The organism is Mycobacterium sp. E3298, from assembly GCF_001666895.1.
Lineage (GTDB): Bacteria > Actinomycetota > Actinomycetes > Mycobacteriales > Mycobacteriaceae > Mycobacterium.
Genome location: NZ_LZJB01000153.1, coordinates 1 through 25,447 on the forward strand (window position 1 = coordinate 1; position 25,447 = coordinate 25,447).

Genomic DNA, 25,447 nt, shown 5'->3' on the forward strand with positions numbered 1-25,447 from the left:
TGGCAGCGGTAAGCGCTAAGGCGATCGCCTGCCATGGGAATGAGCGTGATGCCGACTGCGCCCAAGGTCTCGGTGGCGGTGGGGGCACAACCCCGGCCAGCTCGCTGGGTCCGCCTCCCGTGCCGAGTTCCTCCCCGCCGACGACTCCGGCCGGGGCCGCGAAGGCCGTCCCCACGCCACCGGTCAGTGCCGCGCCGACGATGTCCGGGCAGACCGGCATGGGTGGCATGGGGATGATGCCCCCCGGCGCGATGGGCGGGCACGGCGAAGGCGGCAACAAAGACAAGCCGCCCGAGAAGCGCATCTCGGCCCCGGGCGTCCCTAACGGCCAGCCGGTCAAGGGTCGCCTGACGATGCCACCCAGCGCTCCCGGTCCCAAGCCGGGCGAGGAAAAACCCACCGTCGTCACCAACCGGCCCAATCGGCGAATCGTGATCATGCCCGCCGAGGACGAGCCGAAGGAATAGCCCGCGGCTGCAGCGCCATTCCCACTCCGCCCGGAGGTGAGTGGTTGGGGCATGCGTCCGCCAGTAGTGTCGCTACGTAATCAAGCGAGTTCGGGTCACTCGTTATTGACAGCGGAACCGCGGATTCGTGCATGCTATTGACACGGGTTTTCCGCGGCCAGAGGGTGTGGGAGTAGCTCGGGTGTCCAGGACGGATGGACGCAAAGGGGACCAGGGTGGGGCAGTCGTTGACTGATCCGCTGACGATGCAGGCGGTGACGGCGTTGGCTCGTGGCCACGGCTTGTTCGCGCGCGAACTCGTCGCCGCTCCGGTCGCCGGCGCACACGAACAAGTCGAATTCAGGACCGACGGTCTTCCCACCGCCGCGGCGAAACGGTCGGCAAGCGCAATGGATGAATTGCGCCGATCCGCCGGCACCGACCGCATGCTCGCGCGAATCCTCGCGACGGCGCGTGCCGGCCACGGTGACGCACGAACGGCGACGCGGCGAGTCCTGGACGACGCGATGGCCGACACGACGTCACCCGCAGATACCCCGCTGGCCCGCCGCGAGGCGATGGCCCGCATGGCGGCCAGGCTGCGCACCCAGCACCGGCACATCCTGAACACCCGCCGACGGGCTCGGCTGCTGGCCCTTCGAATAAGGCGGCTGCGCTACCGACAAAGGCGGACAACAATGCGAGGCGAGCAGGGCGGCGGACGACCGGCGGTGGTCGCGGCGATCCGCAAAGCCTTGGATATCAAGGGCATCCACGACCCTGCGGCGCGCGCCCGCTGGGAGCGCGGCATGGATCTGGTGGCACGCCGCGAGTCCAACTACAACGCCGGCGCGGTCAACGACTGGGACTCCAACGCCGCGCGGGGCACGCCGAGCAAGGGCGCCTGGCAGTTCATCGGGCCAACCTTCGCGGCCTATCACGAGCCGGGAACGTCCCGCGACATCCACAATCTCGTGGCGCAGGCGTGCGCGTTCATCAACTATGCGATGGGCCGCTACGGCGTCTCCGCCGACGCGTCGAACCTGGCCGATCGGATTCAGCAGGCCGATCCTCGCCGAGCACCCAAGGGGTACTGAGCATGCCGCTGAGCTTGTCGAACCGCGACCAGAATTCCGGTCATCTGTTCTACAACCGACGATTGCGGGCGGCGACCACCCGGTTCTCGGTGCGCATGAAGCACGACGACCGGAAGCAGACCGCCGCGTTGATGTTGTCGATCCTGTTGGTGGCCATCGCCTCCGGGTGGATGCTCCTCCTGAACGTCCTGAAACCTACTGGCGCCGTGGGTCAATCGGCGATCATCGGCGACCGCGACTCCGGCGCCGTCTACGCCCGCATCGACGGCCGGCTCTACCCGGCCCTGAACCTGACATCCGCACGGCTGGCCACCGGCACGGCGAACCCACCGACGTGGGTCAAGCGCAGCGAGATCGCGAAGTATCCGACGGGCCCGCTGATCGGTATCCCCGGCGCCCCGGCGGCAATGCCGGTGAACCGCGGGGCGATTTCGGCGTGGGCCGTGTGCGACACGGCCGGCCGCCCGCGCAGCGGGGAGAAGCCGGTCGTCACGTCCATCGCGGGCCCGCTCAACGGGGGCGACCGCGCGGCGCCGATGGCCGAGGATGCCGGTGTGCTCGCGACGTTCGAGGGCAATACGTACGTGATCTGGGGCGGAAAACGCTCACAGGTCGATCCGGCCAGCAGGGCGATCACCCTAAGCCTGGGGCTGGACCCCGGAGTGACGTCACCGGTGGAGATTTCGCGCGCCCTGTACGACGGGCTGCCCGCGACCGAGCCACTGCGGGTCCCCGACGTCCCCCAGGGGGGCACGCCGTCGACCTGGGTTTCGGGATCACAGGTGGGCGCGGTGTTGCAGGCCCAAACCGCCGGCGGCGGCAAGCAGTTCTATGTGCTGTTGCCCGACGGGGTGCAGAAGATCACGAGCTTCGTCGCCGATCTGCTCCGCAGCGCCAACTCCTACGGGGCCACGGCACCCCGGGTGGTGACCCCCGACGTGCTGGTCAACATCCCGCAGGTGAATTCCTTGCCCGTCGACTACTACCCGACCAAGCGCCTGAATTTCGTTGACACTGAGGCTAATCCGACCACGTGCGTCGGTTGGGAGAAGGGCTCGACGGATCCGCAGGCCCGCGTCGTGATCTACAACGGGCGGGGGCTTCCGGTGTACTCCTACCTGGACGACCGGATCGTGCACCTGGTGCGCGACGACCGCGACCCGGCATCCGTGGTCGCCAACCAGGTCCTGGTGCTGCCGGGAGCGGCGAACTTCGTCACCTCGACGAGCGGGGTGATCACGTCGGATTCCCGGGAATCGATGTTCTGGGTGTCCGACAACGGCGTGCGGTTCGGCATCGCCGCCAACGACGACACGATGCGTGCGCTCGGGCTCGATCCGGCCTCGGCGGTGCAGGCGCCGTGGCCGTTGCTGCGCACTTTTGCTGCGGGCCCGGAATTGTCGCGGGAGGCCGCGCTCGTGGCGCGCGACACCGTGCCGGCGCTCGGCAAGGCCGCTGTCGTGACGACGTCGGCGAAGGTGGGAGGTTAGGGGATGTCCAAGAAAGCGTTTCCCATCAACCGGGTCAAGATCGAACCGCCCAAACCCGTTCGGGTAGCACCGAATGCGCCGATCGCCCTGCCGGAGCGCGAGCCGCGCAACATCTGGGTGATGATCGGGGTGCCGGCCCTGATCGTCGCGCTCATCGGCACCATCGTCATGCTCTACGTCTCCGGGGTGCGAAGCCTGTCCACCGGGTTCTTCCCGTTGATGGGCATCGGCGCGTTCAGCATGCTGGCGTTCTCCGGGCGGTTCGGGCGCGCGCGCAAGATCACTTGGGGCGAAATGGAAAAGGGCCGCCGCCGCTACCTGCGCGACCTCGACAGCAACCGCGACGAGATCCAAAGCGCGGTCTGCGCGCAGCGCGAATGGCAAAACGCGGTGCACTCGGATCCTCGCGGGCTCGGAGCGATCATTGGCGGCCCGCGGATGTGGGAACGCGGTCGTGGTGACACGGACTTCCTGGAGGTGCGGCTCGGCACCGGTGTGCAGCACGCACCCGACTCGGTGCTGTCGGTCACCTGGCCCGACATCGCCTCCGATGAGGAACTCGAACCCGTCACCGGACAGGCGCTGCGCGATTTCATCCTGGAACAGCGCAAGATTCGCGACATCGCCAAGGTGGTCAACCTGCGGTCGGCGCCGGGCTTCAGCTTCGTCGGCGAAGACCTCGACCGAATGCGCTCGCTGCTGCGGTCCGTGCTGTGCTCGCTGGCCGTGTTCCACAACCCGCGCGACCTGAAATTGATGGTCGTCACCCGTAATCCGGAAGTGTGGTCGTGGATGGTGTGGCTGCCGCATAACCTGCACGACGAGCTGTTCGACGCATGCGGCTTTCGGCGGCTGGTATTCGCCACCCCTGAAGAGCTGGAGGAAACCCTCGGCGCAGAGCTGCACATGAAAGGTAAGCGCGGCGCGTGGACGCCGATGGCGGCGGCCAGTCCGACCGCGATGGGATCGGCCCTCGAAACCGGCTCCACCACAGTTGATCTGGGTCCGCACCTGGTGATCGTCGACGACAACACCGGCAGCCCCGACGCGTGGGAGAGCGTGGTCGGTCAGGTCGGCAAGGCGGGCATCACCCTGCTGCGCATCGCATCACGGGTGGGCACCGGGGTGGGGTTCGCCCAGGACCAGGTCTTCGAGATGACCGAGCGGCACGGCCCAACCGCCAACGGCGAAGTCAGATTCGGCTTCGGCCGCAACGGATTCGACGCCGACGGCGAAGACGGACGCCCGGCGCCCCTGCTGCGGGTGCGCGACAAATTCTTCGCCCACGCCGACCAGCTGTCGATTCACCGCGCCTACCGGTATGCGCGGGCGATGGCGCGGTGGTCACCGACGAGCCGTAGCGAGATCGCCGATTCGGCCGGCGGCGCCGCGGAGTTGCTGCGCGGGCTGGGCATCATCGACCCCCGCGAGCTGGACGTCGACCGGCTGTGGGCCGAGCGGCGCGGCCGCGGCGACGAGCGGTGGTGCGAAATCCCGGTCGGCGCCAAGCCCACCGGCGAGCTGCAGAACATCATCATTCGCGCGAAGGACTTCGGCGGCTTCGGTTTTCACTCCGTGGTCATCGGCACCAGTGGCTCGGGCAAGTCGGAGTTCTTCCTCTCGCTGGTGTACGGCATTGCGCTGACGCACTCCCCGGAGACGTTCAACGTCATCTTCGTCGACATGAAGTTCGAATCGGCGGCCCAGGACATCCTGGGCATCCCGCATGTGGTCGCCGCCCTGTCGAATCTCGGCAAGGACGAGCGGCATCTGGCCGAGCGGATGCGCCGCGTCATCGACGGCGAGATCAAGCAGCGCTATGAGTTGTTCACCTCGGTGGGTGCCCGCGACGCCAACGACTACGAGGAGATCCGGCTCGCCGGTCGCGATCTCCCCCCGGTGCCCGTCCTGCTCGTCATCGTCGACGAATACCTGGAACTCTTCGCCAACCATGAGAAGTGGATCAACCTGATCATTCACATCGGGCAGGAGGGCCGCGGCGCCAACGTGTTCTTCATGTTGGGCGGGCAGCGCCTGGACCTGTCGTCGCTGCAGAAAGTCAAGTCCAATATCGCGTTCCGTATCGCGCTGCGCGCGGAGTCCGGCGACGACAGCCGCGAGGTGATCGGGTCTGACGCCGCCTACCACCTGCCGTCGAAGGAAAACGGCTTCGCGCTGCTGAAGGTGGGGCCGCGCGACCTGGAACCGTTCCGGTGCTTCTACCTCTCGGCGCCCTTCGTGGTGCCGAAGGCCAAGGAGGTGTCGACCACGGTCGACATGACGTTGACCAAGCCCCGGCTCTACAACTGGCTGTATCAGCCGCTCGAGGAATCGGACGCAGCGGCGCTCCAAGCGGCCGCCGCCGTCGACGCCGAACCCGACGAATTCCTCTACCACGACGACGGTTTCAAGAGAAAGAAGATCGTCGACGTGCTGCGGGAGTCGCTGCATCAGGTCCCACACCGGTCACCGCGGCGGCCGTGGCTGGAGCCGCTGGAGGACCCCGAGCCCATCGATACCCTGGTGGCCGCCTACCGGGGCAAGCCGTGGCATGTCGACTACGGCGAGAACCCGGGGCTGATGTTCCCGGTGGGCGTGATGGACATCCCGGAAGAGTCCAAGCAGGTGGTCCACGCCGTCGATGCGCTGCGCAGCAACGTCATCGTGGTGGGGGCCAAGCAGCGCGGTAAGACGACCACCCTGATGACGCTGATGTCCTCGGCGGCAACGATGTACACCCCGGCGCGCGTCACGTTCTTCTGCATCGGCGGTGCGACCCTGGCGCAGGTGGCCTCGCTCCCGCACGTCACCGACATCGTGTCACCGAAGGACGCCGAGGGCATCGAGCGGATCTTGAGCAGCATGGACGCCCTGATCGACGCGCGCGAGGACTCGTTCCGGCGGCTGAGGATCGACCTCGACGGCTTCAGGGAGCGCCGGTTCGGGCCGGGGAGCGACGGCCTGGGCGGCACCGACCCCAACGACCCGTTCGGCGACGTCTTCGTGGTGGTCGATGACTATGACGACGTCTACTCGAAAGACACCATCCTGGGCGATCGGATCATCTCGCTGAGCAGCCGCGGTCCCGAGTACGGCGTGCACGTGATGTGCAGCGCCGGCGGCTGGATCCACGGCCAGCGGCAGAGCCTGTTGCAAAACGCCACGGCGCGAATCCAATTGCGGCTGGCCGACCCGAGCGAGAGCCAGATGGGGCATTCGTCCCTCGAGTCGCGGGACGCCGCGCGGCGGACGCTGAATCGTCCGGGCTTCGGACTGACCGACAGCCTGCACGAGTTGCGCGTCGGGGTACCGGCGCTCTCCGACCCCGCGACCGGCGCGCTGGTGAGCATCGTCGACGTCGGCGCGCGGATCGCCGATGTGGCGGGCGTGACGAAACACGCGACGCTGCAGCGGCTTCCGCAGCGGGTGGAGTTGCGGGCGATTCTCGAGTACGCCGCCGCGCATCCGAGCGGTGACGACCTGTCCATCGCTTTCGCGATCGGCGAGCGCCATGAACTGGGCCCAGTTCCGCTCAAGCTGCGGGAGAGCCCAGGGCTGATGATCCTGGGCCGGCAGGGCTGCGGGAAGACGCTGTCGCTGGTTTCCATCGGCGAGGCGGTCATGAGCCGGTTCAGCCCGGAGGAGGCGCAGCTGACGCTGATCGATCCGAAGACGGCACCGCACGGTCTGCGGGATTTGAGCGGACCGGGGTATGTGCGGGCGTATGCCTATGACCAAGACGAGATCGATGAGGTGATCACGGCGCTCGCACAACAGGTCCTGCTGCCCCGGCTGCCCCCCAAGGGACTGAGCCAGGAAGAGCTGCGTGCGCTCAAGCCCTGGGAGGGGCCACGGCATTTCGTGCTGATCGACGATGTCCAAGACCTGCGTCCCGATCAGAGTTACCCGCCCAAACCGCCGGTGGGGGCGGCGCTGTGGAAGCTGATGGAACGTGCCCGGCAGATCGGGCTGCACGTGTTCACCACCCGCAACAGCGCGAACTGGGCGACGCTGCAGATGGATCCGTGGATGAGGTTCCAGAACTCGGCAAAGGTCGCGCAGCTCTACATGGACAACGACCCGCAGAACCGGATCAACCGGATGGTCCGGGCCCAAGCGCTGCCGCCGGGGCGCGGTCTGATGGTGGGCGCCGACGGCGACGTCGAAGGTGTGCTGGTCGGGATGCCGGCTACCGCGCTGCAGCAGTAGCGGCCGTAACCGGCCGCCGCAACGGCGTTTTCACCCCAACGCCGACCCGGCGAGGTAGCCCGCGCGGCCACCAGAACCAACGGCCCAGCAGCGCAACGATGGCCGGCACGACGAACGCGCGCACGACCAGGGTGTCCAGCAACAGCCCGACCGCGATGGTGCTGCCGATTTGAGCGATGCTGAGCACGCTGCTGCTGAGCAATGCCAGCATCGTCAGCCCGAAGACGATGCCGGCCACGGTGACCACCCCGCCCGTGCCACCGAATGCGCGGATGATGCCGGTCTTGAGGCCCGCAGACGCTTCGTGTTTGATGCGCAGCGCCAGGAGGAGGTTGTAGTCCGCGCCGACGGCGATCAGCGCGATGAACGCGATCGGGGCGACGGCCCAGTGCAGATCGTGGTGGAGCAGGTGTTGCCAGATCAGCACGCTGGCCCCGACCGCCGACGCGTACGAGGTGACGACCGTCCCGACGACGACCAATCCCGCGACTGGGCTGCGCAGCATCGCCGTGACGATCAAGAAGATGAGGACCAGCGCGGCGCCGACGAGCAGCTTGGTGTCGGCTGCGACGAAGCGCTGCAGGTCGGCAGTCACCGGGCCGACGCCGGCAAGGTCGACCTCCACCGGCGTCAGGGTGCCTTCCTTGGTGGCCTCTTTGATGGCGGCGCGGACCAGGTCCGCCCGCTTGGCGCCGTCACCGCCCCACTCCGAGCCTTCGCCATAGACGAGTAGGTAAGCCGCGCGGCCGTTTTCGGAGAGCAGGTGGCCCAACGCGGCGGTGTAGCGCGGATCCGTCAACGCCCGTTGCGGCAGGTAGAAGTCCGCCGCCGCACTGCCCTGAAACTGCGTCGCGATCTCGTCCAGGTAGTCGGTCAACTGTCGCATTTGCGGTCCGAGGGTGTCCGACAGGCTCAGCAGGTCATGGGTAGCCGAACGTGCCTGCGCCAAAGCGGCTTTCATCGACGCGACGCTCTGGGGCAGGCTGGCCATCGCAGCGGCGGCCGTGTTGGAGCCGCTGGTCAACTTCGCGGTGCCCGCGTCCAGGCGTGCCGAGGTCCGCACCAGGCTGTCGACCGGCTGAAGCACTCGATCGACCGTCGAGCAGATGGGATTGCCCGCACAGTCTGGGGTCCGCCCGACGAAGTCCCGCAACGGGTCGAGATAGCCGGACACGGTCGTGACGTTGCGCTGCAGCCCGTCCATACCGGCGCGCATGTCTTCGGCGGCACCGGACATGTCGGCCAATCCCGCACTGCCACCGCGTAGTCCATTTCCGAGGCCGTCGATGGCAAGCTCCGTCCGCGCCAGCGCGCCGTCCAGTTCGGAGACCCGCTTCAGGCGTTGGGCCAGCGAGTCGACGGTGTCCCCGAACTGACGCCCGAGCACGCCCGCCTGATAGGTCAACGTTGCCTGTTCGGGAACCTTGCCGTCGGGCCGGCTGGCGGATTGCACCGCGCGCACGCCCGGTACGGCCATGATGTGGCGCGTGATTCGCTCGATGGCTATCAGGCCGGCCGGGTTGCGCAGGTCATGGTCGGCCTGGATCGCGATGACATCGGGCAACAGCGCATTGGCGGCGAAATGCCGGTCGGCACTGACGTAGCCGCGGTTGGAGTCGGTCGACGACGGCGTGGCGGCGGGTTCGTTGAAGCCGACCCGGAATCCGCCCAGCGGTAGGGCAATCAAGAGGGTTAACCCGCCCGCGGTGGCCAGGATCGGCCCCGGCCAGCGCGCGACCGCCGTGCCGACGCGCCGCCAGCGTCGCGCCGTCCTTGACGGGCGTGGTTCGAGGTAGCCCCGCCGGATGGCGAGGCTCATGAGTGCGGGCGTCAGCGTCAGCGCCGCGACCATAGTCACCACAATGCCGATGGCGCAGGGCAATCCGGCGCTCCGGAACGACCCGACATTGGCGAACACCAGGCACGCCAGCGCCACCGACACGGTCAGCGCCGACCCGATCACGACGGGGGCGATGGAACGGTAGGCCTGCGTCAACGCCTCGGTCGGTGCGACGCCGCCGCGGCGCGCCTCGTGGTAGCGGCCAACCAGAAAGATGGCGTAGTCGGTGCCCGCACCCAGCGTCATGGCCGCCATGAGCGCAACCGAAAACAACGATACTTCAACCACATTGGACTGGCCCAGGGCGGCGACGACGGCGCGGGCCAAGGCCAGGGCGAGCCCGACGGAGATCAGCGGAATTCCGGCCGCGATCGGGGATCGATACACCATCAACAGCAAGAGCAGGATGAGACCGATGGTGGCGGCGGTGATTCCGAGCATCTGTCGATCGATCGCGGAGAATTCGTCGACGATGGTGGCGCCTGGTCCGGTGACATGGGCTTCGAGGCCGGCCGGCGGCGCGAGCTTCTGGATGGTGGCGCGGACAGCGTTCACCGAATCGCGCGCCTGCGCCGTGCCCAGCATTCCGGCCAGCCGGACCATGACGCTGACCGCTCGCCCGTCGGAGCTCTGCGCACCGGCGGCCGTCGCGGGCTGTGACCACAGGTCCGTCACCGCATAGACGTGCCGCCGGTCGGAGCCCAGCGCCGCGGCCAGCGCCTCATAGAACTGCCGGTCGCGTGGGGTCAGCCGTTGATTGCGTTCCAGCACAACATAAACGAAGTTGTTGCTCGGCGTCTGGTCGAACAGCTGAGCGGCACGCGAGGCCGCGACGGCACTCGGCGCGTTGGTGGGCATGAAGGATCGGGCATGTGAGTCGACCACCCGCTCGAGTTGGGGAACGGCCAGGTTGGCGGCACCGGCCGCCAGGACCCACAGCCCGACGATCAGGACCGCGTACCGAGCGGTGAATCGCGAGATCAGTCCCGGAATGTCATGCAACGGTCTGCCGATCGCCGCTCGGTCCGCCGAAGAGACCCACCGCCACATGCTCGCCGCGCGTCAGCGAGCGCACTCGCAGCGACCGCCGGGAGCCGATCCGCACCAGTGCGTGCAGCCCGGGTTCGGCGGTTTCGAGATCGGCCCGCACCTGTTCGGCAGCCACGCCCTCGTGCGCGGCCTGGTCCAGCTTGGCCACCAGCATGGTCATCCAGCGCTGTCCCAGCGAAAGCAGCAGGCCCTCCTCGTCACCGAACAACCGGGATATCTCGGGTGAGTCGGCGACCACCGCGAGCGCCCGCTCGGCGTCTGCCTCGGCGGCTTTGATGACTTCGGCCATGAAGGCCATTCGGTCGTGCAGCAGTGTCCATGTCATGACTGAAACGCTAGGAAAACGGTGACCCCTTGCGCGTCGTGCCGAAGTGCAGTCTTTGCCTCCTACCACGGGCGGAGGCGATTGCCGACCACGGCATGATGTCCGCAGGTGGCGCACTCTTTTACGATTGGACGATGTTGCGTGCTGCAACGGGATACCTGCGCGAACAGTTTCGCCGACGCAGTGAGCTGATTCCGGTCGGCATCACCTGGGCGTCGTTCGTAGCCGTCGACGCCACCGAGGTGGCGGGCGGGGTGATCGCGATTCTGCAGCGGCCCAACGCTGACCTCCCCGTCGCGGTGGCCGCGTTCGCGTTGTCGATCTCACCCACGTTGTTGTTCTTCTTCCGCAACATGAAGCTGAGTCCGCTGCTGATGTGGGCGACCTGGTCGACGGCCACGGCCATGCTTCTGTTCGGAACCTCGACGCCCATCCACGCCGATTTCGCTCCGGCGCTGCTGGTGATGATGGTGCTGTCGGTGACGACGCTGACCTCCGTCATGGGTGGCCTGTTGGCCGCCGCCTCGGCGGCGGCCATGCTGCTCGCCGCGTCCGCGCTGCACCGCTTGGACGCGGTGGTGCTGTACCTGGGTTTCGTCGGTGCGGGGTGGCTGCTCGGCTACATCATGCGGACTCAACGGCTGCTGCTGGCCGAACAGATCGAGGCGCAGAAGCTGTTGGCCGAGCACGCCGCCGCCGATGAGCGGCGTCGCATCGCCCGCGAGGTGCACGACGTGATCGCCCACTCGCTGAGCATCACCCTGCTGCACGTGACCGGTGCGCGCCGAGGACTGCAGCAAGACCGCGACGTCGACGACGCGGTCGAGGCGCTCGAACAGGCCGAGCGCCTGGGCCGGCAGGCGATGGCCGACATCCGCCGCACCGTCGGACTGCTGGACAACTCGCCGACCAAGGCGGCCCAAACGACGCCCGAACCCGGGATGGACGATGTGGGGGTCCTGGTCGCGGACTTCCAGCGGGCCGGCCTAAACGTGACGCTGAGCATCGACGGAGCCACCGAACGCGTCTCGGCGGCGGTCGGTCTGGCGCTGTACCGCATCGCGCAAGAATCGCTGGCGAACATCGCCAAACACGCGCCCGACTCGAAATCGGCGGTGACGCTGGCGGTCTCGTCCGCGTCGGCGAGGATCACAGTCGACAACCGGTTACCGGTGGCGATCGCGGCCCCACAATCCGCCGAGGGCCGCGGCCTGCGTGGCATGCGCCAGCGCGTCGAGCTGCTGGGCGGGGCGATCGACGCCGGGCCGACCGAGGATGGATGGTCGGTGCGCGCCGACATCCCGCTGCACGAGGGTGACACCGGATGGCGCCCGTGGTGGTGCAAGGCGTGATCCCGAACATCGCGGAAATCCCCGAAATCAGCGTCCTTCTCGTCGACGACCAGGACCTGGTGCGGTCGGGGTTGCGCCGGATCTTGCGCCGCAAGGACGGCTTCGTCATCGTCGCGGAATGCGCCGACGGTGACGAGGTGCCGGCCGCGGTTGAAGCACATCGACCCGATGTGATCGTGATGGATCTGCGCATGCGCCGGGTCGACGGCATCGAGGCGACGCGCCGGCTCGGGGGGACGCCGCCGGTCCTGGCCCTGACCACCTTCAACGAGGACGAGTTGCTGTCGGAGGCGTTGCGCGCCGGGGCGGCCGGGTTCGTGCTCAAGGACTCGTCCGCCGAGGAACTGATTCGCGCCGTGCGCGCGGTTGCCAGAGGCGACAGCTACCTGGATCCCGCGGTCACCGCGCGCGTGCTAACCACGTACCGCAAAGCCGCTCCCGGTCCGCGCGGCACGGCGATCGGCGGATTGACGACTCGCGAGCTCGACGTGCTCACGTTGATGGGCAAAGGTCTGTCCAACGGCGAGATCGCCGACGAGCTCTGCATTTCCGGCGTCACGGTCAAGAGCCATATCGGCCGAATTTTCGGAAAACTCGATCTGCGGGATCGGGCGGCGGCGATCGTGTACGCCTACGACAACGGCATCGTCGTTCCGCGCTGAGCGCTACAGAGGCGCGCCCTGCTCCGCCAGGTTCAGCATGGCGTACGCCATGCACATGAGAAGGTTCAGCACCACCAGGACCAGCCCGGCGAAAATCAGTGAGCGGGCACCTTGGCGCTTCAGCCGCTTGTACCGCGCGGCCCGTGTTTCACGGTCGAGCTGCAGAGCGATGAGCGCGAAATTGACGTCCATCACTTCATGGGCCGCCAGGGGCGCCCCCGCCAGCATTTCCCGGACACGGTCGGGTGCCGTTCGGACACCGACGCGTTCGAAGTTCTGACACATTCGGCGCGCGCGTCTTCGCGCGAGTGGTTCATATCGCATCTGCAGCTGATGCGCGAGTTGCCCTCTGTCGTCCCCCCACGGGTTTGACGGGGTCATCACGAGATGGATTCTAAATCGCATCGGACCGATTACGGCGTGTCTACACGGATTATGTTGTGGGCGATTGATTCGCCGTGCCGCCACTCATCCGCTCGGATTGGGATAGGTCCAGATAGCGCTCCAGGTTGCGATGCATATTGATGACCCGCCGCTCCTCGCTGGACAGCACCAAGTGAGTGAAGCCCGGTTGGTGCAGGCCGCGCTGGAGGCCCGCGAGCACCTGGATGTCCTGCGTGAGCACCACGCCGGGCTCGGCCTCGCCGGCGGTCACCCGGACGTCGGTCGGCTTGGCGCGCGGTGAGCCGGGCGGCATTCGGGTCATCAAGAACATCACCAGCTCACCATGATCCGGATCGGGGCCGGGCCGCGAGCACATTACGGTGAGGTGGTCTGCGTTGGTCAGCAGCGTCATGTTGGGGAAGACGTTGTACTGGTGCAGCCGGGTGATCCGGTCCGTGTCGGCCCAATCGAGGTCTACCCCGCGGCTGGCGGCAAACGCCCGGGTGTGCTCGGCGATCAGGTCCTGGACCGTCTGCCCGGGCCGGCGTTCGCCGGCGGGAAAGGGCGTGAGCTCGGCGGCGCCCATCAGCGCGCCCTGCGTGTACACATAAGCGTCCCAGACCTCTTCGTCGCTGAGCCGGCCCTCGAAGCGGGGGCTCTGCACGCCGTAGGGTTGGTCGGATTTGCCGGTGTGACCCCAGATCTGTTGGGGCGCATGAATGTCGTCGACGCAGCGCAGCAACTCGGGGTGCAGCGTCTGAATGTGGTAGGTCTCGCTGTAGCCGTCGGCGATCGTCTTCCAGTTGGCGTCGACCTCGACGGTCAGGGTCGCGTAGCAACGGAAGTCGCTGAGCCGGCACCAGGCGATGTCGTCGGGCACCGCCTCCAGATACTCGAGGAGCGGCATCGCACCGAGGTCGAGGTTGACGAAGACCAGTCCGGCCCAGCTGTCCACCCGGACCGGCACCAGCGGGAAGTCCGACATCTTGAGTGACCCGAAGCCCTTGCGGTTGGGCACCCGCTTGAGCGTGCCGGCCAGGTCCCAGGTCCACCCGTGATAGCCGCACTTGAGCTCCCGCAGCCCGGAGCCCGAGCCCACACACACCGAGTTGCCGCGGTGGCGGCACGCGTTCTGAAAGGCGCGCAGCACGCCGTCGCCGTCGCGAATGATCAGCACCCCGTACGGTCCGCACCGGTACTCGAAGTAGTCGCCGGGCTCGGCGACGTGGTCCACCATGCACGCGAGCTGCCAGACCTTCGGCCACATTCGCGCGACCTCGAGCGCGGCGAACTCCGGCGAGTAGTACCGCTGCGCCGGCACCAGGGTGGGGCTCTCCGGCGGGGTGCCGATCGCGTCCTCTCCAGAAGGGGGGCAGGTGCGGGTCTGGTTGCCGGCGGGCGCGTTCATGCGCGGGCCCTAACGCGCTCCCCGCACCAAACGGCCGGGGCGCGCCCCGGTGTCGACGTCGTGGCGCCGCGTCACGGTCCCGCTGACGATCGTGGCGGCGTAACCGCTGGCTCCCTGCAGGATCCGGTTGCCGCCGGCCGGCAGGTCGAAGGCCATCGCCGCGGGGTGCAGCGTCAGGGCGTCCATGTCGATGACGTTGATGTCGGCCTTCTTGCCCTTCTCGATGGTGCCGCGGTCGGTGAGGCCGAACAGGTGGGCCGTGTCGCGCGATTGCTTACGGATCACGTACTCCAGCGACAGCTTGTCGCCCCGGCGCCGGTCGCGGGCCCAATGGGTCAGCAGGAACGTGGGATACGAAGCGTCGCAGATCATCCCGCAGTGGGCGCCGCCATCGGAAAGCCCGAGCACACCGGCCGGGTGCAGCAGCATTTCCCGGATCGCGTCGCAATTGCCGTCGGCGTAGTTGAACAGTGGCAGCATCAGCATGGCGGTCGCGTTCCGCTCGAGCATGAGGTCGTAGAGCGTGGACAACGGGTCCTCGCCGCGGGCCGCAGCGATGGCGGCGACGGTGCGTTCGGGGGTGGGCTCGTAATCGGGCGGATCGCCCAGCGCGTACAGCCGCTTGAGCGAATGCTGCACCAGGGCGAACATCCCGTCGAACAACAGCGTCGGGTCGGCGGGCAGGTCCTCATCGGCCAGGATGGCGGCCTTCACCGCCGGGTCGGCCAGGCGCTGCGCGAGTTCTTCGCGGCTGCATTCGGCCGCCAGCCGGCGGTAGGTGGGCCGGTGGCTGAAGCCGTGATGACCCTGGAACCCGATCATCATCCCGAACGGTCGGGCCGCGACCTGCGGGTAGAGGCGGGCGCCCTCGGCGTGCGCGTCGGCGGACAGGTCGAGCATCTCGCGCCACAGGTTGGGATCGGCGTCGACCTGGATCAGCGCGAAGGACACCGGCCTGTCGATCTCAGCGCTCAACCGGCGCATCCAGTCCAGTTCTTTCTTGGGCGCGACGATGTCCTCGCCCGCGGAGCCTTGCGGCGCCAGCTCGAAGACGGCCTGACCACCGGCGGCCATGGCCCGCCCGAGCCCGAACAGCTCATCCTCGGCGGCGAACGTGCCGGGCACCGGTTCACCGTCCATGGCGCGGTGCCCCATCGTGCGCGACGTCGAAAACCCCAGAGCGCCGGCCTCGATCGCCTCCCGGACCAGCCGGCCCATCGCCTCGATGTCGTCGGGCGTCGCTGGTTCGTTGCGGGCCCCGCGCTCGCCCATCGCGTAGGCGCGGATGGCGCCGTGCGCGACTTGGCTGCCCACGTCAATGGAGAACTTCTGCTTGCCGATCGCGTCGAGGTATTCGGGATAGGTCTCCCAGCCCCAGGTGATGCCCTCGGTCAGCGCGGTGCCGGGGATGTCCTCGACGCCCTCCATCAACTCGATCAGCCACTGCTCGGTGCCGGGCCGCACCGGGGCGAAGCCCACGCCGCAGTTGCCGGTCACGATGGTGGTGACGCCGTGACCGCTGGACGGCTCGAGCAGGCCATCCCAGCTCACCTGGCCGTCGTAGTGGGTGTGGATGTCGACGAAGCCGGGGGCCACCACATGCCCCGTGGCGTCGATGGTTTCGGCGGCTTCCCCGCCCAGCGCCGGGTCGTCGGCGCCGCGGCGGACGACGTCGACGATTTTGCCGTCCTTGATGCCGATGTCGGCGTGATAGCGCTCCGCGCCGGTGCCGTCGACGACGGTGCCACCAACGATCTTCAGGTCGAACATGTGACTCTCCTTGCCGGAACGGGCAACAGGCGCGAACGAGACTGGCAGCATTACGCTACGGCTAGTAGCGTAACTCTTGCGGCGGGCATCGCAATAGGTTCGGGCGATCTTTCTGTCAGAGCGAACTCTTCAGCGCCGAGACCGTCTCCAGATCGTCGAGGGCCACGACACCGCGCCGCAGCCCTTCCATGGCGACGTCTTCGACCTGCATGCCGCCCATTCCCGCGGTGATCAGGGGGGCCACGTAGGCGTACAGCGCTGCCTGGCGGAACCGCAGCCACAGGTCATCGCGGTCCAGGGTCGGGCCACCGGCCGCCGCGAGGGCACGGCGGTAGTCGTCGAGCAGCTCGCGCTGGGTCGCTCGGCGGTCCTCGGGGTCGAGGCTGGTGATCAGCGTGTAGGCGAGCTCGCGCGACGGGTGCCCGCGCCGCACCGCCTGCCAGTCCAGCAGCCCGGCCTTGCCGCCGTGGAAGTACATGTTGCCGGGGTGGGCGTCGCCGTGCATGACGGTGTGCGGGGGAGTGTCGATGAGAGCGGCGACCGCGCGGTAATTGTCGGCGATGAAACGGCCGTTCTCGACGGGGATCTCGGTGCGGTCGGCGAGGCGCTTGATCGAGGCGTGCATCAGCGAGCCGGTCAGCAGGGAAGTGACGTCGCCGGACGGCGTGTAGAGCCAGCCCAATGGACCGCGCCCGTCCCGGGGCAGTCGCTCCCAGAAGGTGGCGTGCAGGTCGGCGAGCAGCTCGACGATCAGGCTGGCCTGGTCGGGCGAAAGGGGATGCAAGGTGTCGGGGAACTCGCACGACTCGACCGGGAGGTCTTCCAGCACCACCAGGTAGCGTCCGGTCCACGAATCGAACGCGGACCCGTAGGAATACGGGGCGCCGACGACCTGCGGGGCGAGCTGACGGTAGAACCTCACCTCCGTGTGCCCGAGTCGGCCCAGCTCGCCCATCAACCGGGTCGCCGCGGTCGTCGCCGCGAGCTTGACGAACACCGAGTCGGGGACGTTCTTCCCCGTCAACACCAGCCGTGCCCGCGCCGACGTGCCCGCGTCGCTGCCCAGAAGCCGGACCGATCTGACGGCGGTGCCCATGATCCTCGACAGCACCGCCGCGTCGATGTCCTGCGCCCGGCGGGGGAGCCCGACCCGACCACCCACCACCGCGTCGGTGGCCACCCGGCCCATGCCACGGCCGAGGTGCGCGGCCAGGCCGGCAACCGATAGCGCCTGCGTCACGGGGTTGTTCATCGCGGTCGTTCCTCAGTGGGGGATGTGTCACCCGCGCCGCGAGCCGTGGGACATCGCGGCACGGGGTCAGACAAAAATACTTGAACGTCTCGACATCAGACAATACTTAGTTATTGTCTGATCTGTGGTACCAGGGCTCGCACCACGAACTGCTCGACGAACCGGCGTTTGTCGGCGGTCGTGCGGTACCGCCACGAGGGCGCCAGCAGAAACAGCGTGGTGGCGTGCAGCCACTGCACCACCGACCGCGGATCGAGGTCGGCGTGCAGGCGGCCGGCGGACTTCCACCGATCCAGCAGCGGTTGGTAATGCCGCAACAGGGTCTCCACGATGGGCTCCGACCCCTTCTCGAGGGCCGTCGCCACCGCGGTGCTCTCGGCGGCGAACAGCGCCTCGTTCAGGGGATCGCCGTCTACCGACTCGACGCGGGCCAGCACCATCTCCGGCACCGACCGCACGGGATCGTCGGGGGCGGCCAGCGAGCGCACCAACGCGCCGAGCGCGTGGTCGACCCGCTTCAGGATCAGGCCCAGCAGGACATCGTCACGTCCCGGGAAGTACCGGTACACCGTGGACCGCGACACTCCGGCCTCGTCGGCCACCTCACCCATCCGGAACTGGGTGTTGCCGCGTTGCACGATGCAGCGGCCGGCGGCGTCCAGGATGCGCCTGCGGGCCTCCTCGTCATCGAGGATCGCGCGGTCGTCGCCCCACCGGCGGCTCGGCTCCATGGCGCAGATGTTACGGGATGCGCCGCGCAGCACAACGAATTCCGTTGCGAATCAACCAAATCGCTCGAGAGGACAGCCATGGTGTATTCCGCCGCCGACGAGTCGTTCACGCACCAGCTTCCGACGACGTTCGACGCGGTACACGACAGCGACCCGACGTGGTCGGATCGCTGTTACTTCTTCGCGGCGTCGCCCGACGGCACCATGTTGTTGGCAAGCGGTTACGGCAACAATCCGAACACCGGCAGTGGGCTGGGCTATGTCAAGGTGAGTCTCGCCGACGGCAGGCACTGGGATCTGTTGGCGGGTAAGCCCATCGCGGGCGGCGATCGAACTGAGCTCAGTGCCGGGCCGATGCGCTGGACTTGCGTTGAGCCCCTGAAGAAGTGGCGGCTTGACGTGGAACCCAATGGTTCGGGGATCGAGTGGGAGCTTTACTACCAACCCAGCGCGCCGATGTGGGAGTTGCTGCCCATGAAGGTGATGGGCGACGACGGCCGGGTGCTCGCCGACATGTATCACATGAAGGAACCGGGCCGGTGGAGCGGCTGGGTGCGGATCGACGGCGAACGGATCAGCGTCGACGGGTTTCACGGCGGTCGCGACCGCACCTTCGGCGTGCGGGTGTCCGACAGGATCGACTTCTGGCTGTGGCTCGACGCGGGCTTCGACGACCACGCGATCGAGGCGTGGGTCATCGAAACAGCCGACGGGACAGTGCAATACGTCGACGGTGGCATCACCTATGCGGATGGAACACTGTCAAAGCGGTTCGTCAAGATCGAACACGACGTCGAGTTCGACGGCGCACGCAAGCGGCCCGCCCGCGCGGTGCTGGTCTTCACCGACGAGGACGGCGAGACCCATCGAGTCATCGCTGACGCGCCGCATCAACACGTCAACGCCTACTACGGGCTGCCGATGGCGCACTGCCAGTACGAGGACCTCGGCGCCGGGGCTTACTTCATCCATTTCCATTGGGACAGTGGCAATTCCGAACAGCTTGTCGAGACGGAGGGTAAGTCGATGGCCCTTGACCAGCTTATGCGCTTCGAGCGGGACGGCCACACCGGTTGGGGCGTATTCGAATTACTGCTCGGCGGTGCCGGTTACCGGCGGTATCCGAATTGGACGGCGATGGACATGTCGGCGTTCACCCAGGACAGGACGCCGGTCGAGCGCCTGTCGGCCGAAGGGGCTCGCCAGTGACCGTGGCCGCCGACTTCGGGGCGCGGCTGAAGGGCTGGCTTCGCACCCGACTGCCCGACTCCGACGATGTCCGCGTCGAGGGCCTGGACCGGGTGAGCTTCGGCCATTCGGCCGAGATGCTGATGCTGACCGTGGTCACCGGCCACGGCGATCGGCGGGCACGCCAAGACCTGGTGCTGCGGCTGCGGCCCAGGCCGCCCGCGCTGCTGGAGCCTTACGACCTCCCGCGCCAGTTCCGCATCCTGTCCGCACTCCAGGACACCGGGGTCCGCGTGCCGCGGGCGCTGTGGCTGGAAGAGACCGGCGAGGTGTTGGGCCGGCCCTTCTTTGTAATGGAACGCGTCGCCGGCGACGTGTACGAGATGCAGGCGCCCGCCGGCGTCGCGGACGAGACCGTGGTGCGGATGTGCCGGAGCCTGGTCGAGCAACTCGCCGCCATCCATGCCGTCGACCTCGCCCGGACCGGGCTCGATTCGCTCGACGACGGCGGGACGCACCTCGAGCGAGAACTCGACCACTGGGCCGCGGAGATGGACCGGGTCAAGCGTGGTTGCCTGCCCGCCCTCGAACGGCTTCACCGCGGGCTGCGGGAGAGCCGGCCGGCGCCCTGCCCGACGGTCACGCTGGTGCACGGGGATGCCAAACCGGGCAACTTCGGCTTCACCGGCGGCGAGGTGAGCGCTGTATTCGACTGGGAGATGAGCACGGTCGGCGATCCGCTGACCGACATCGGCTGGCTGGAGATGCTGTGGGCGCAGCCCGTCGGCATCAACAGCCATCCCGCCGCGCTCCCGATCGACGCCCTGCTCGCCCACTACGAGCGGACCAGCGGTATCAAGCTGCAGAACCGCGAGTGGTACCGCGCCTTCAACGCCTACAAGATGGCCGTCATCTGCCTCATTGGGGCGATGCTCGTCGAGGAGGGGCACAGCGAGGATCAGAAGCTGGTTCTCGCCGCGTACGGCACCTCGTTGCTGACCAGAGCCGGCCTCGCCGAGCTCGGTATCGACGAATCCCTCGACGACGGTCCGGTCCTGCCGCGCGAGGACCGCATTCAGCAAGTCCTGGCGCAAGCGACGTAGTTACGAAGCGTCGGGCCGTCCCGTGAGGTCGGTCCACGTCATCGTGACGCGGGTGCCGTGGGGTGTGCGGTCGATGGTCACTTGGTCCGCGAGGACCTCCATCAATGGGATGCCGCGTCCCCGGAGCTGCTGCTGGGGAGCCGGAATTTTGTGGCGCCATCGCCCGCGATCGCCGACGGACACCGCCAGGGTGTCGGACCGGCGGTCATAGGCCGCGCTCACGTCGAGCGTCCCGGGCTGCGAGGCGTTGCAATAGGCGAATTCCGCGGCGTTGGCGATGGCTTCGTTCACCGCCAGCAGGACGTCGCTGAACCGGTCGGAACTGAGGGTGAAATGCGTCTCGAGCCAGAGGCCGAACTCGGCTCGGGTCCGAGCCGCGCTGCGCGGGTCGGCAGCCACGCGATTCCGCGCGAAGCGGGACCGGTCGTCGGTCTGTGACACGTCATGCGACTGATCAGAGCGCCCCATCGTCTCCAGTTGTGCCCCCATCTCGAGGTTCACCCACCAGCGATGCCGCTCAGCGCGTCGTCGAGCGAGCTGTAGAGCGAGAGCACGCTGTCGATTCCCATCAATTTGATCGGCCTGCTGGTCGCCGAGCCGTTGGCGACGACCGCGAATTGCGTGGGCGGCTCGGTCTCGGCCTGCGCCGTGACCAACACTGTCATCCCGGCGGACGCCAGGAAGTCCACTTTCGACAGGTCAACGATCAGCGCGGCGGGTTTGGTCGCCATCGCGGTCTGGATCGCCTCGGCCAGATGCGGTGAGCTGAGCATGTCCACCTCGCCCGAGACGGTGAGGACGACCGCCTGTTCTACCTGTTGTTTTCCCACTGAAAAAGCGGTCGGGTCTATTGGATCACCGGTTAGTTCGCCCATGGTCTATTCACTCACATTCGGTCCCGCGCGGGACCCGTTAGCTCTCAAAACAGCCACTGCCAGCCCGGGGGCTGCTGGTTCAACCCCACGGAAAGCGCTTGCCCGTCGGAGGAGACACACTCCATCGATCTGCGCTGCTAGCCACAGATGCAGCCGCAAGTTCTCAGTAGATGGTATGTCACTTCGCGAACCACCCCCAAAACGAGTGAACGAATGACACCCGCGCGCCGTCCTGTGAGTGTGTGCGACGGTCATCGCAAAAGTTGCGCGCGCGTTCGGCCCATGCGTGAATTGCCTACACCGGATTCGTGTCCAGCCTGGGCCGTGTGGCCTGCAGAAACGCGGAAGGGCGGTGGCCGTGGAGCCCGGTGATCACGAAGGCCCGCAGGACGACCCGCCCGGCGATGTCGAGCGCACCCGGTCCCTCGCCGAAGCCCTGACCCGGCGGAGCGCATTGCTGGGCATGGGAGCGGTGGCCGGCATCGCCGCGGTCGACGTCGGTGGGTTCGCCTACGCGGGCGGCTGGCTGCGGCCCGGCGCGCTGACGCCGCCCCGGTTCACCGACCGCTTCGAGCATGTCTACGGGCGTCACGAGGGTTTTCGGCGCAACCACGCGAAGGGGCTCAGCGCGTTCGGAACGTTTGCCAGCACGGGGGCGGGGGCGGCGGTCTGCCGGGCCGGGATTTTCCGGCCGGGGAGCGTGCCGGTGATCGGCCGGTTTTCCCTGTCGGGCGGTCTGCCGGATCAGCCTGACATGCCGACCACGGTCCGGGGGTTGGGCCTGCTCTTCCAGGGTCCCGACGGCGAGCAATGGCGCACCGCGATGATCAACATCCCCGTCTTCCCGGACAGCACTCCGCAGGGGTTCTACGACCGGCTGCTCGCGTCCAAGCCTGTGCCCGAGACGGGCAAGCCCGACCCCGCGAAGATGGCCGCCTTCCTCGACCGCCATCCGGAGACCGTCGCTGCCATGAAGGTCATCAAGGGCGCGCCGCCGAGTGCTGGGTTCGCCGACAGCACGTATCGCGGGTTGAACGCGTTTCGATTCACCAACGGCGCCGGTGCGACCGTCTCCGTGCGCTGGTCCGCCGTTCCCCAGGAAACGGCGGCCGTCCCGGCGGCGGCCGGCAAGGACTACCTGTTCGACGACCTCATCCGCGCGCTCGCGCAGCGCCCGCTGAGTTGGCGGCTCGTGCTCACGATCGGCGAGCCGGGCGATCCCACGCACGACGCCTCGAAGCCCTGGCCGTCGGCCCGCCGCAGCATCGAGGCCGGCACCATCACCGTCACGGGCGTGCAGACCGAAGCGCCGGGCAACGCCCGCGACATCAACTTCGACCCCCTGGTCCTGCCGGATGGCATCGCCGCCTCCGACGACCCACTGCTGGCCGCAAGGTCGGCCGTCTACGCCCGCTCGTTCACCCGCCGCGCCGAGGAGCCCAAGACGCCCAGCGAAGTCGACGTCTCCCGGGTGCTGCGGTGACGGCCGGCACCGCCGCGGCCCGGTTCGCGCTGCCGTCCCGCCTGTTGCACTGGCTGATGGCGCCGATGGTCATCGCGCAACTGCTGATCGGCGTCACCATGGTCGCGGCGCTGAGCTACTACCCGCTGCTGCTGGCCATCCATCGGCCCCTGGGAGTGCTGATCCTGATCTTCGCCGTGGTCCGGCTGGCGAACCGGCTCAGGCACCGGCCCCCACCCTTCCTGGCCACGATGAGCGGCGCGGAACGGCGCATCGCGACGTGGTCGGAGCGCCTGCTCTACGCCCTGCTGCTGGTGCAGCCACTGACCGGGTGGGCGATGCTGTCGGCGGCACGGTTCCCCGTCACCCTGGTGGGCCCGCTGCGGCTGCCCGGCATCGCGCCGCACAGCATCGATGTCTTCGCGGTGCTCCGCGAGTGCCATGGCGCGTTCGCGTTCCTGCTGTTCGCAGCGTTTACCGCCCACATGTGCGCGGTCCTCTTCCACACGCTCGTTCTGCGCGACCGGCTCCTCGACCGCATGGCGCTGTGGCGCGTCAGACCCGCCGCCCCCCGGCCAGACCAAGCCGACCTGTGACGGCCTGCCTTCTGGGACTTTGATCGGCCGAATATGATCGGCACGATTATTTGCAGGGCGCGAGCACCGCAGGGGCCGTGACCGTACGGGGACCACGAAGGAGTGGGGAACTTCCATGCCAAACGAGAAGCAAGCGGACCGGATGGCGTCGGGGAAGGGATTCATCGCGGCGCTCGACCAGAGCGGCGGCTCGACGCCCAAGGCGCTGCGCCTCTACGGCATCGAGGACGACGCGTACTCCTCCGAGGAGGAGATGTTCGACCTCATCCACCAGATGCGGTCGCGGATCATCACGTCGCCCGTATTCAACGGTGACCGCGTGCTGGCCGCGATCCTGTTCGAGCAGACCATGGACCGCGAGATCGAGGGCAAGCCGTCGACCACCTACCTGTGGGAGACCAAGGGCGTGGTGCCCATCCTGAAGATCGACAAGGGCCTGGCCGAGGCGTCGGATGACGTGCAGCTGATGAAGCCGATCCCGGGGCTGGACGAGTTGCTCGAGCGCGCCGTGGGCAAGGGCGTCTTCGGCACCAAGGAACGGTCGGTGATCGGGGGCGCCAACGCGGGGGGCATCGCCGCCGTGGTGGCCCAACAATTCGAACTGGCCCACCAGGTGCTCTCGCACGGTCTGGTGCCCATCATCGAACCGGAGGTCACCATCTCGATCTCGGACAAGGCGGAGGCCGAAGGCATCCTGCGCGACGAGATCACCAAGCAACTTGAGAACGTGCCCGAGGGTCAGCGCGTGATGCTCAAGCTGAGTCTGCCCACCGAGGTCAACTTCTACCGCCCCCTGATCGAGCACCCGAAGGTGATGCGGGTGGTCGCCCTTTCCGGTGGCTACTCCCGCGAGGAAGCCAACGAGCTGCTGGCGAAGAACACCGGGTTGATCGCCAGCTTCAGCCGCGCCCTCACCGAGGGGCTCGCGGTCGACCAGTCCGACGAGCAGTTCAACGCCACGCTGGACAAGGCGATCCAGTCCATCTACGAGGCCTCGGTCGCCGGCTGACCTAATCGCGGTGCGACCCGCGTCCGCTCGGTCCGCGGCGCTCGCGATCGCTAGTAGCGGTGGCGGGCCATGCGCGGCGGCCCGTCGCCGGCGTCGTGTTCGTCTGACACCACGGCGGGCACCATCTCGCTCGTCACCAGCCCGTCGTCGCGGGTCAATTCGTCGACCACGTCGAAGGATTCGGCGATGTGGGCCGGGGTGTCGACGAGGATGGTCACCACGGGGACGCGCCGACGCAGCGAGAGAAACTTGTCGCCGTGCGGCCGATGGTCTCCGTGATATCCCCAGATGCCACGCAGCACCGTCGCGCCGTCGGGCGCGTCGCGCTGACACAGCTGCTGCACGATCGCGCGGTGAATGGGCACCCCGTCGACCAAGGCCGACTCGGATGTGTAGACGGTCAGTTTCTGGAAGAGCGACAAACCGCGTTCGTCGACCCCGGGCAGCGCGTGCGGCCGCTCCAGCAGTTCGCCGTCGCGTTTGCACACCCGGACCCGCTCCAGCGTGAACATCGGCTCGCGAAGCAGCCCGGCGAGCTCCGGCAGCACGCCCGCGATGCGCTCACCGGATCCGACGGCCACGATCATCATCGGCACGTTGGCGTTGCGACCGAAGAAGCGGGCGCGATGCCGCTGCCCGTGGCTGACGCCGTCGACCCCCAACAGCACCGAGGCGCCGGCGATCCGGCGCCGATGCAGGAGGTCGCAGACGGCGACGTAGGCCGGGGCGCCGTTGACGCGTTCCTTGCGGCCGACGTACACGGTCAGCTTGACGGCTTCGCGCAATTCCTCGGGGAGTTCCAGCGGCCCCGGGAAGGACCCGCCGCCGCGCAGCAGCCGCGCCCGCTCGAGGGTGACCAGGCCGCGCTGCTTGATGGCGAGCACCGGGTCGAGCAGGGCCTCGATCTTCGCCCTGGTGTCGACCGCCACGATCGCGACGGGCGGATCCTCGGACAAGGTCAGCGACTCGTCGGTCCTCAGGTAGCGACCGGTACCGAAACCACCGGCGCCGCGCAGCACCACGCCACAGGCGATGCGGTGCCGGCCGCACAGGTCGAGCAGCACGTCGGAGACAAAGCCCGCGTCGGTCCGCCGGCGCTCGGCCAAGTAGGTGGTGAGCTTCAGGCAGTCCTCGTCCATGGCCGCTCCCGTCGCTTTGCGGCGATCCTACTCGGTTGGAGACCTCAAGCGTCGCAACA

At 67.9% G+C, this 25,447-nt stretch carries 20 protein-coding genes and 1 pseudogene; 11 read left to right on the top strand and 10 right to left on the bottom strand.

The features are described from left to right. The 4 genes and pseudogenes from A9X05_RS06890 to eccCa form a co-directional block, all read left to right on the top strand. Window positions 1–467, top strand: a pseudogene (locus A9X05_RS06890) (hypothetical protein); the annotation flags it as partial. Between the two features lie 245 nt (window positions 468–712). After that, entirely contained in the window at window positions 713–1,543 is an 831-nt protein-coding gene (locus tag A9X05_RS06895) for a transglycosylase (RefSeq protein WP_067753181.1), read from the top strand. A gap of 2 nt (window positions 1,544–1,545) precedes the next feature. Then, window positions 1,546–3,033 (top strand): type VII secretion protein EccB, encoded by a 1,488-nt coding sequence (eccB, locus tag A9X05_RS06900; protein WP_067753178.1) that lies wholly within the window; start codon window positions 1,546–1,548, stop codon window positions 3,031–3,033. Between the two features lie 3 nt (window positions 3,034–3,036). Then, window positions 3,037–7,242, top strand: coding sequence for a type VII secretion protein EccCa (gene eccCa, locus A9X05_RS06905; protein WP_067753174.1), 4,206 nt, complete (start codon window positions 3,037–3,039; stop codon window positions 7,240–7,242). On the opposite strand, the gene A9X05_RS06910 is transcribed toward eccCa, so the two are convergent. Beyond that, window positions 7,223–10,084: an RND family transporter gene (locus A9X05_RS06910; RefSeq protein ID WP_067780187.1), complete on the bottom strand. Its 2,862-nt coding sequence runs from the start codon at window positions 10,082–10,084 to the stop codon at window positions 7,223–7,225. The genes eccCa and A9X05_RS06910 overlap by 20 nt on opposite strands. Further along, the gene (locus A9X05_RS06915; RefSeq protein WP_067753167.1) at window positions 10,077–10,457 is read right to left on the bottom strand and encodes a hypothetical protein; all 381 of its coding nucleotides are present in this window, start codon (window positions 10,455–10,457) and stop codon (window positions 10,077–10,079) included. The genes A9X05_RS06910 and A9X05_RS06915 overlap by 8 nt, the downstream gene beginning before the upstream one ends. A 134-nt stretch (window positions 10,458–10,591) precedes the next feature. On the opposite strand from A9X05_RS06915, the gene A9X05_RS06920 reads away from it, so the two are divergent. Further along, on the top strand, window positions 10,592–11,809 hold the full coding sequence (locus tag A9X05_RS06920) for a sensor histidine kinase (protein ID WP_067780237.1): 1,218 nt from the start codon (window positions 10,592–10,594) through the stop codon (window positions 11,807–11,809). After that, complete coding sequence (locus tag A9X05_RS06925) at window positions 11,782–12,471, top strand: response regulator transcription factor (RefSeq protein WP_067753161.1); 690 nt, start codon at window positions 11,782–11,784, stop codon at window positions 12,469–12,471. Before A9X05_RS06920 ends, A9X05_RS06925 begins: the two co-directional genes overlap by 28 nt. A gap of 3 nt (window positions 12,472–12,474) precedes the next feature. On the opposite strand, the gene A9X05_RS06930 is transcribed toward A9X05_RS06925, so the two are convergent. The 5 genes from A9X05_RS06930 to A9X05_RS06950 form a co-directional block, all read right to left on the bottom strand. Beyond that, on the bottom strand, window positions 12,475–12,663 hold the full coding sequence (locus tag A9X05_RS06930) for a hypothetical protein (protein ID WP_231975444.1): 189 nt from the start codon (window positions 12,661–12,663) through the stop codon (window positions 12,475–12,477). Window positions 12,664–12,904: 241 nt separating this feature from the next. Then, window positions 12,905–14,263 carry an SRPBCC family protein gene (locus tag A9X05_RS06935; RefSeq protein WP_067780190.1) on the bottom strand — a complete coding sequence of 453 codons (1,359 nt, stop codon included), beginning with the start codon at window positions 14,261–14,263 and terminating at the stop codon, window positions 12,905–12,907. 9 nt (window positions 14,264–14,272) lie between these two features. After that, the gene (locus A9X05_RS06940; protein WP_067753152.1) at window positions 14,273–16,033 is read right to left on the bottom strand and encodes an amidohydrolase family protein; all 1,761 of its coding nucleotides are present in this window, start codon (window positions 16,031–16,033) and stop codon (window positions 14,273–14,275) included. Between the two features lie 115 nt (window positions 16,034–16,148). Further along, window positions 16,149–17,285, bottom strand: a complete 1,137-nt coding sequence (locus A9X05_RS06945; protein ID WP_067753149.1) for a phosphotransferase — start codon at window positions 17,283–17,285, stop codon at window positions 16,149–16,151. 110 nt (window positions 17,286–17,395) lie between these two features. Further along, window positions 17,396–18,016, bottom strand: a complete 621-nt coding sequence (locus tag A9X05_RS06950; protein ID WP_067753146.1) for a TetR/AcrR family transcriptional regulator — start codon at window positions 18,014–18,016, stop codon at window positions 17,396–17,398. Between the two features lie 78 nt (window positions 18,017–18,094). On the opposite strand from A9X05_RS06950, the gene A9X05_RS06955 reads away from it, so the two are divergent. Beyond that, complete coding sequence (locus A9X05_RS06955) at window positions 18,095–19,225, top strand: hypothetical protein (RefSeq protein WP_067780192.1); 1,131 nt, start codon at window positions 18,095–18,097, stop codon at window positions 19,223–19,225. After that, on the top strand, window positions 19,222–20,307 hold the full coding sequence (locus tag A9X05_RS06960) for a phosphotransferase family protein (RefSeq protein ID WP_067780194.1): 1,086 nt from the start codon (window positions 19,222–19,224) through the stop codon (window positions 20,305–20,307). The genes A9X05_RS06955 and A9X05_RS06960 overlap by 4 nt, the downstream gene beginning before the upstream one ends. Here the strand turns inward: A9X05_RS06960 and A9X05_RS06965 are convergent, their stop codons facing one another. Then, entirely contained in the window at window positions 20,308–20,748 is a 441-nt protein-coding gene (locus tag A9X05_RS06965; RefSeq protein WP_067780240.1) for an ATP-binding protein, read from the bottom strand. It abuts the gene before it with no gap. Window positions 20,749–20,804: 56 nt separating this feature from the next. Next, complete coding sequence (locus A9X05_RS06970) at window positions 20,805–21,182, bottom strand: STAS domain-containing protein (RefSeq protein WP_067753137.1); 378 nt, start codon at window positions 21,180–21,182, stop codon at window positions 20,805–20,807. A gap of 358 nt (window positions 21,183–21,540) precedes the next feature. Between A9X05_RS06970 and A9X05_RS06975 the strand changes: the two genes are divergently transcribed. The 3 genes from A9X05_RS06975 to A9X05_RS06985 all read left to right on the top strand — a co-directional run bounded on the left by A9X05_RS06975 (window position 21,541) and on the right by A9X05_RS06985 (window position 24,249). Further along, window positions 21,541–22,665: a catalase family peroxidase gene (locus A9X05_RS06975; RefSeq protein WP_304442439.1), complete on the top strand. Its 1,125-nt coding sequence runs from the start codon at window positions 21,541–21,543 to the stop codon at window positions 22,663–22,665. Beyond that, on the top strand, window positions 22,662–23,240 hold the full coding sequence (locus A9X05_RS06980; protein ID WP_067780197.1) for a cytochrome b: 579 nt from the start codon (window positions 22,662–22,664) through the stop codon (window positions 23,238–23,240). The genes A9X05_RS06975 and A9X05_RS06980 overlap by 4 nt, the downstream gene beginning before the upstream one ends. 115 nt (window positions 23,241–23,355) lie before the next feature. Then, a complete protein-coding gene (locus A9X05_RS06985) occupies window positions 23,356–24,249 on the top strand; it encodes a fructose bisphosphate aldolase (RefSeq protein ID WP_067753131.1) in 894 nt (297 codons plus the stop codon). 50 nt (window positions 24,250–24,299) lie between these two features. Here A9X05_RS06985 and A9X05_RS06990 read toward each other — a convergent pair whose 3' ends face one another. After that, complete coding sequence (locus tag A9X05_RS06990; RefSeq protein WP_067780200.1) at window positions 24,300–25,388, bottom strand: DUF190 domain-containing protein; 1,089 nt, start codon at window positions 25,386–25,388, stop codon at window positions 24,300–24,302. Window positions 25,389–25,447: the final 59 nt, after the last annotated feature.

Bases quoted from the DNA above. Each gene is read 5' to 3' on its own strand.
- A9X05_RS06895 (WP_067753181.1), top strand. From the start codon at position 713: ATGCAGGCGGTGACGGCGTTGGCTCGTGGCCACGGCTTGTTCGCGCGC.
- eccB (WP_067753178.1), top strand. From the start codon at position 1,546: ATGCCGCTGAGCTTGTCGAACCGCGACCAGAATTCCGGTCATCTGTTC.
- eccCa (WP_067753174.1), top strand. From the start codon at position 3,037: ATGTCCAAGAAAGCGTTTCCCATCAACCGGGTCAAGATCGAACCGCCC.
- A9X05_RS06915 (WP_067753167.1), bottom strand. From the start codon at position 10,457: ATGACATGGACACTGCTGCACGACCGAATGGCCTTCATGGCCGAAGTC.
- A9X05_RS06920 (WP_067780237.1), top strand. From the start codon at position 10,592: ATGTTGCGTGCTGCAACGGGATACCTGCGCGAACAGTTTCGCCGACGC.
- A9X05_RS06925 (WP_067753161.1), top strand. From the start codon at position 11,782: ATGGCGCCCGTGGTGGTGCAAGGCGTGATCCCGAACATCGCGGAAATC.
- A9X05_RS06930 (WP_231975444.1), bottom strand. From the start codon at position 12,663: ATGGACGTCAATTTCGCGCTCATCGCTCTGCAGCTCGACCGTGAAACA.
- A9X05_RS06935 (WP_067780190.1), bottom strand. From the start codon at position 14,263: ATGAACGCGCCCGCCGGCAACCAGACCCGCACCTGCCCCCCTTCTGGA.
- A9X05_RS06940 (WP_067753152.1), bottom strand. From the start codon at position 16,033: ATGTTCGACCTGAAGATCGTTGGTGGCACCGTCGTCGACGGCACCGGC.
- A9X05_RS06945 (WP_067753149.1), bottom strand. From the start codon at position 17,285: ATGAACAACCCCGTGACGCAGGCGCTATCGGTTGCCGGCCTGGCCGCG.
- A9X05_RS06950 (WP_067753146.1), bottom strand. From the start codon at position 18,016: ATGGAGCCGAGCCGCCGGTGGGGCGACGACCGCGCGATCCTCGATGAC.
- A9X05_RS06955 (WP_067780192.1), top strand. From the start codon at position 18,095: ATGGTGTATTCCGCCGCCGACGAGTCGTTCACGCACCAGCTTCCGACG.
- A9X05_RS06970 (WP_067753137.1), bottom strand. From the start codon at position 21,182: ATGGGCGAACTAACCGGTGATCCAATAGACCCGACCGCTTTTTCAGTG.
- A9X05_RS06985 (WP_067753131.1), top strand. From the start codon at position 23,356: ATGCCAAACGAGAAGCAAGCGGACCGGATGGCGTCGGGGAAGGGATTC.
- A9X05_RS06990 (WP_067780200.1), bottom strand. From the start codon at position 25,388: ATGGACGAGGACTGCCTGAAGCTCACCACCTACTTGGCCGAGCGCCGG.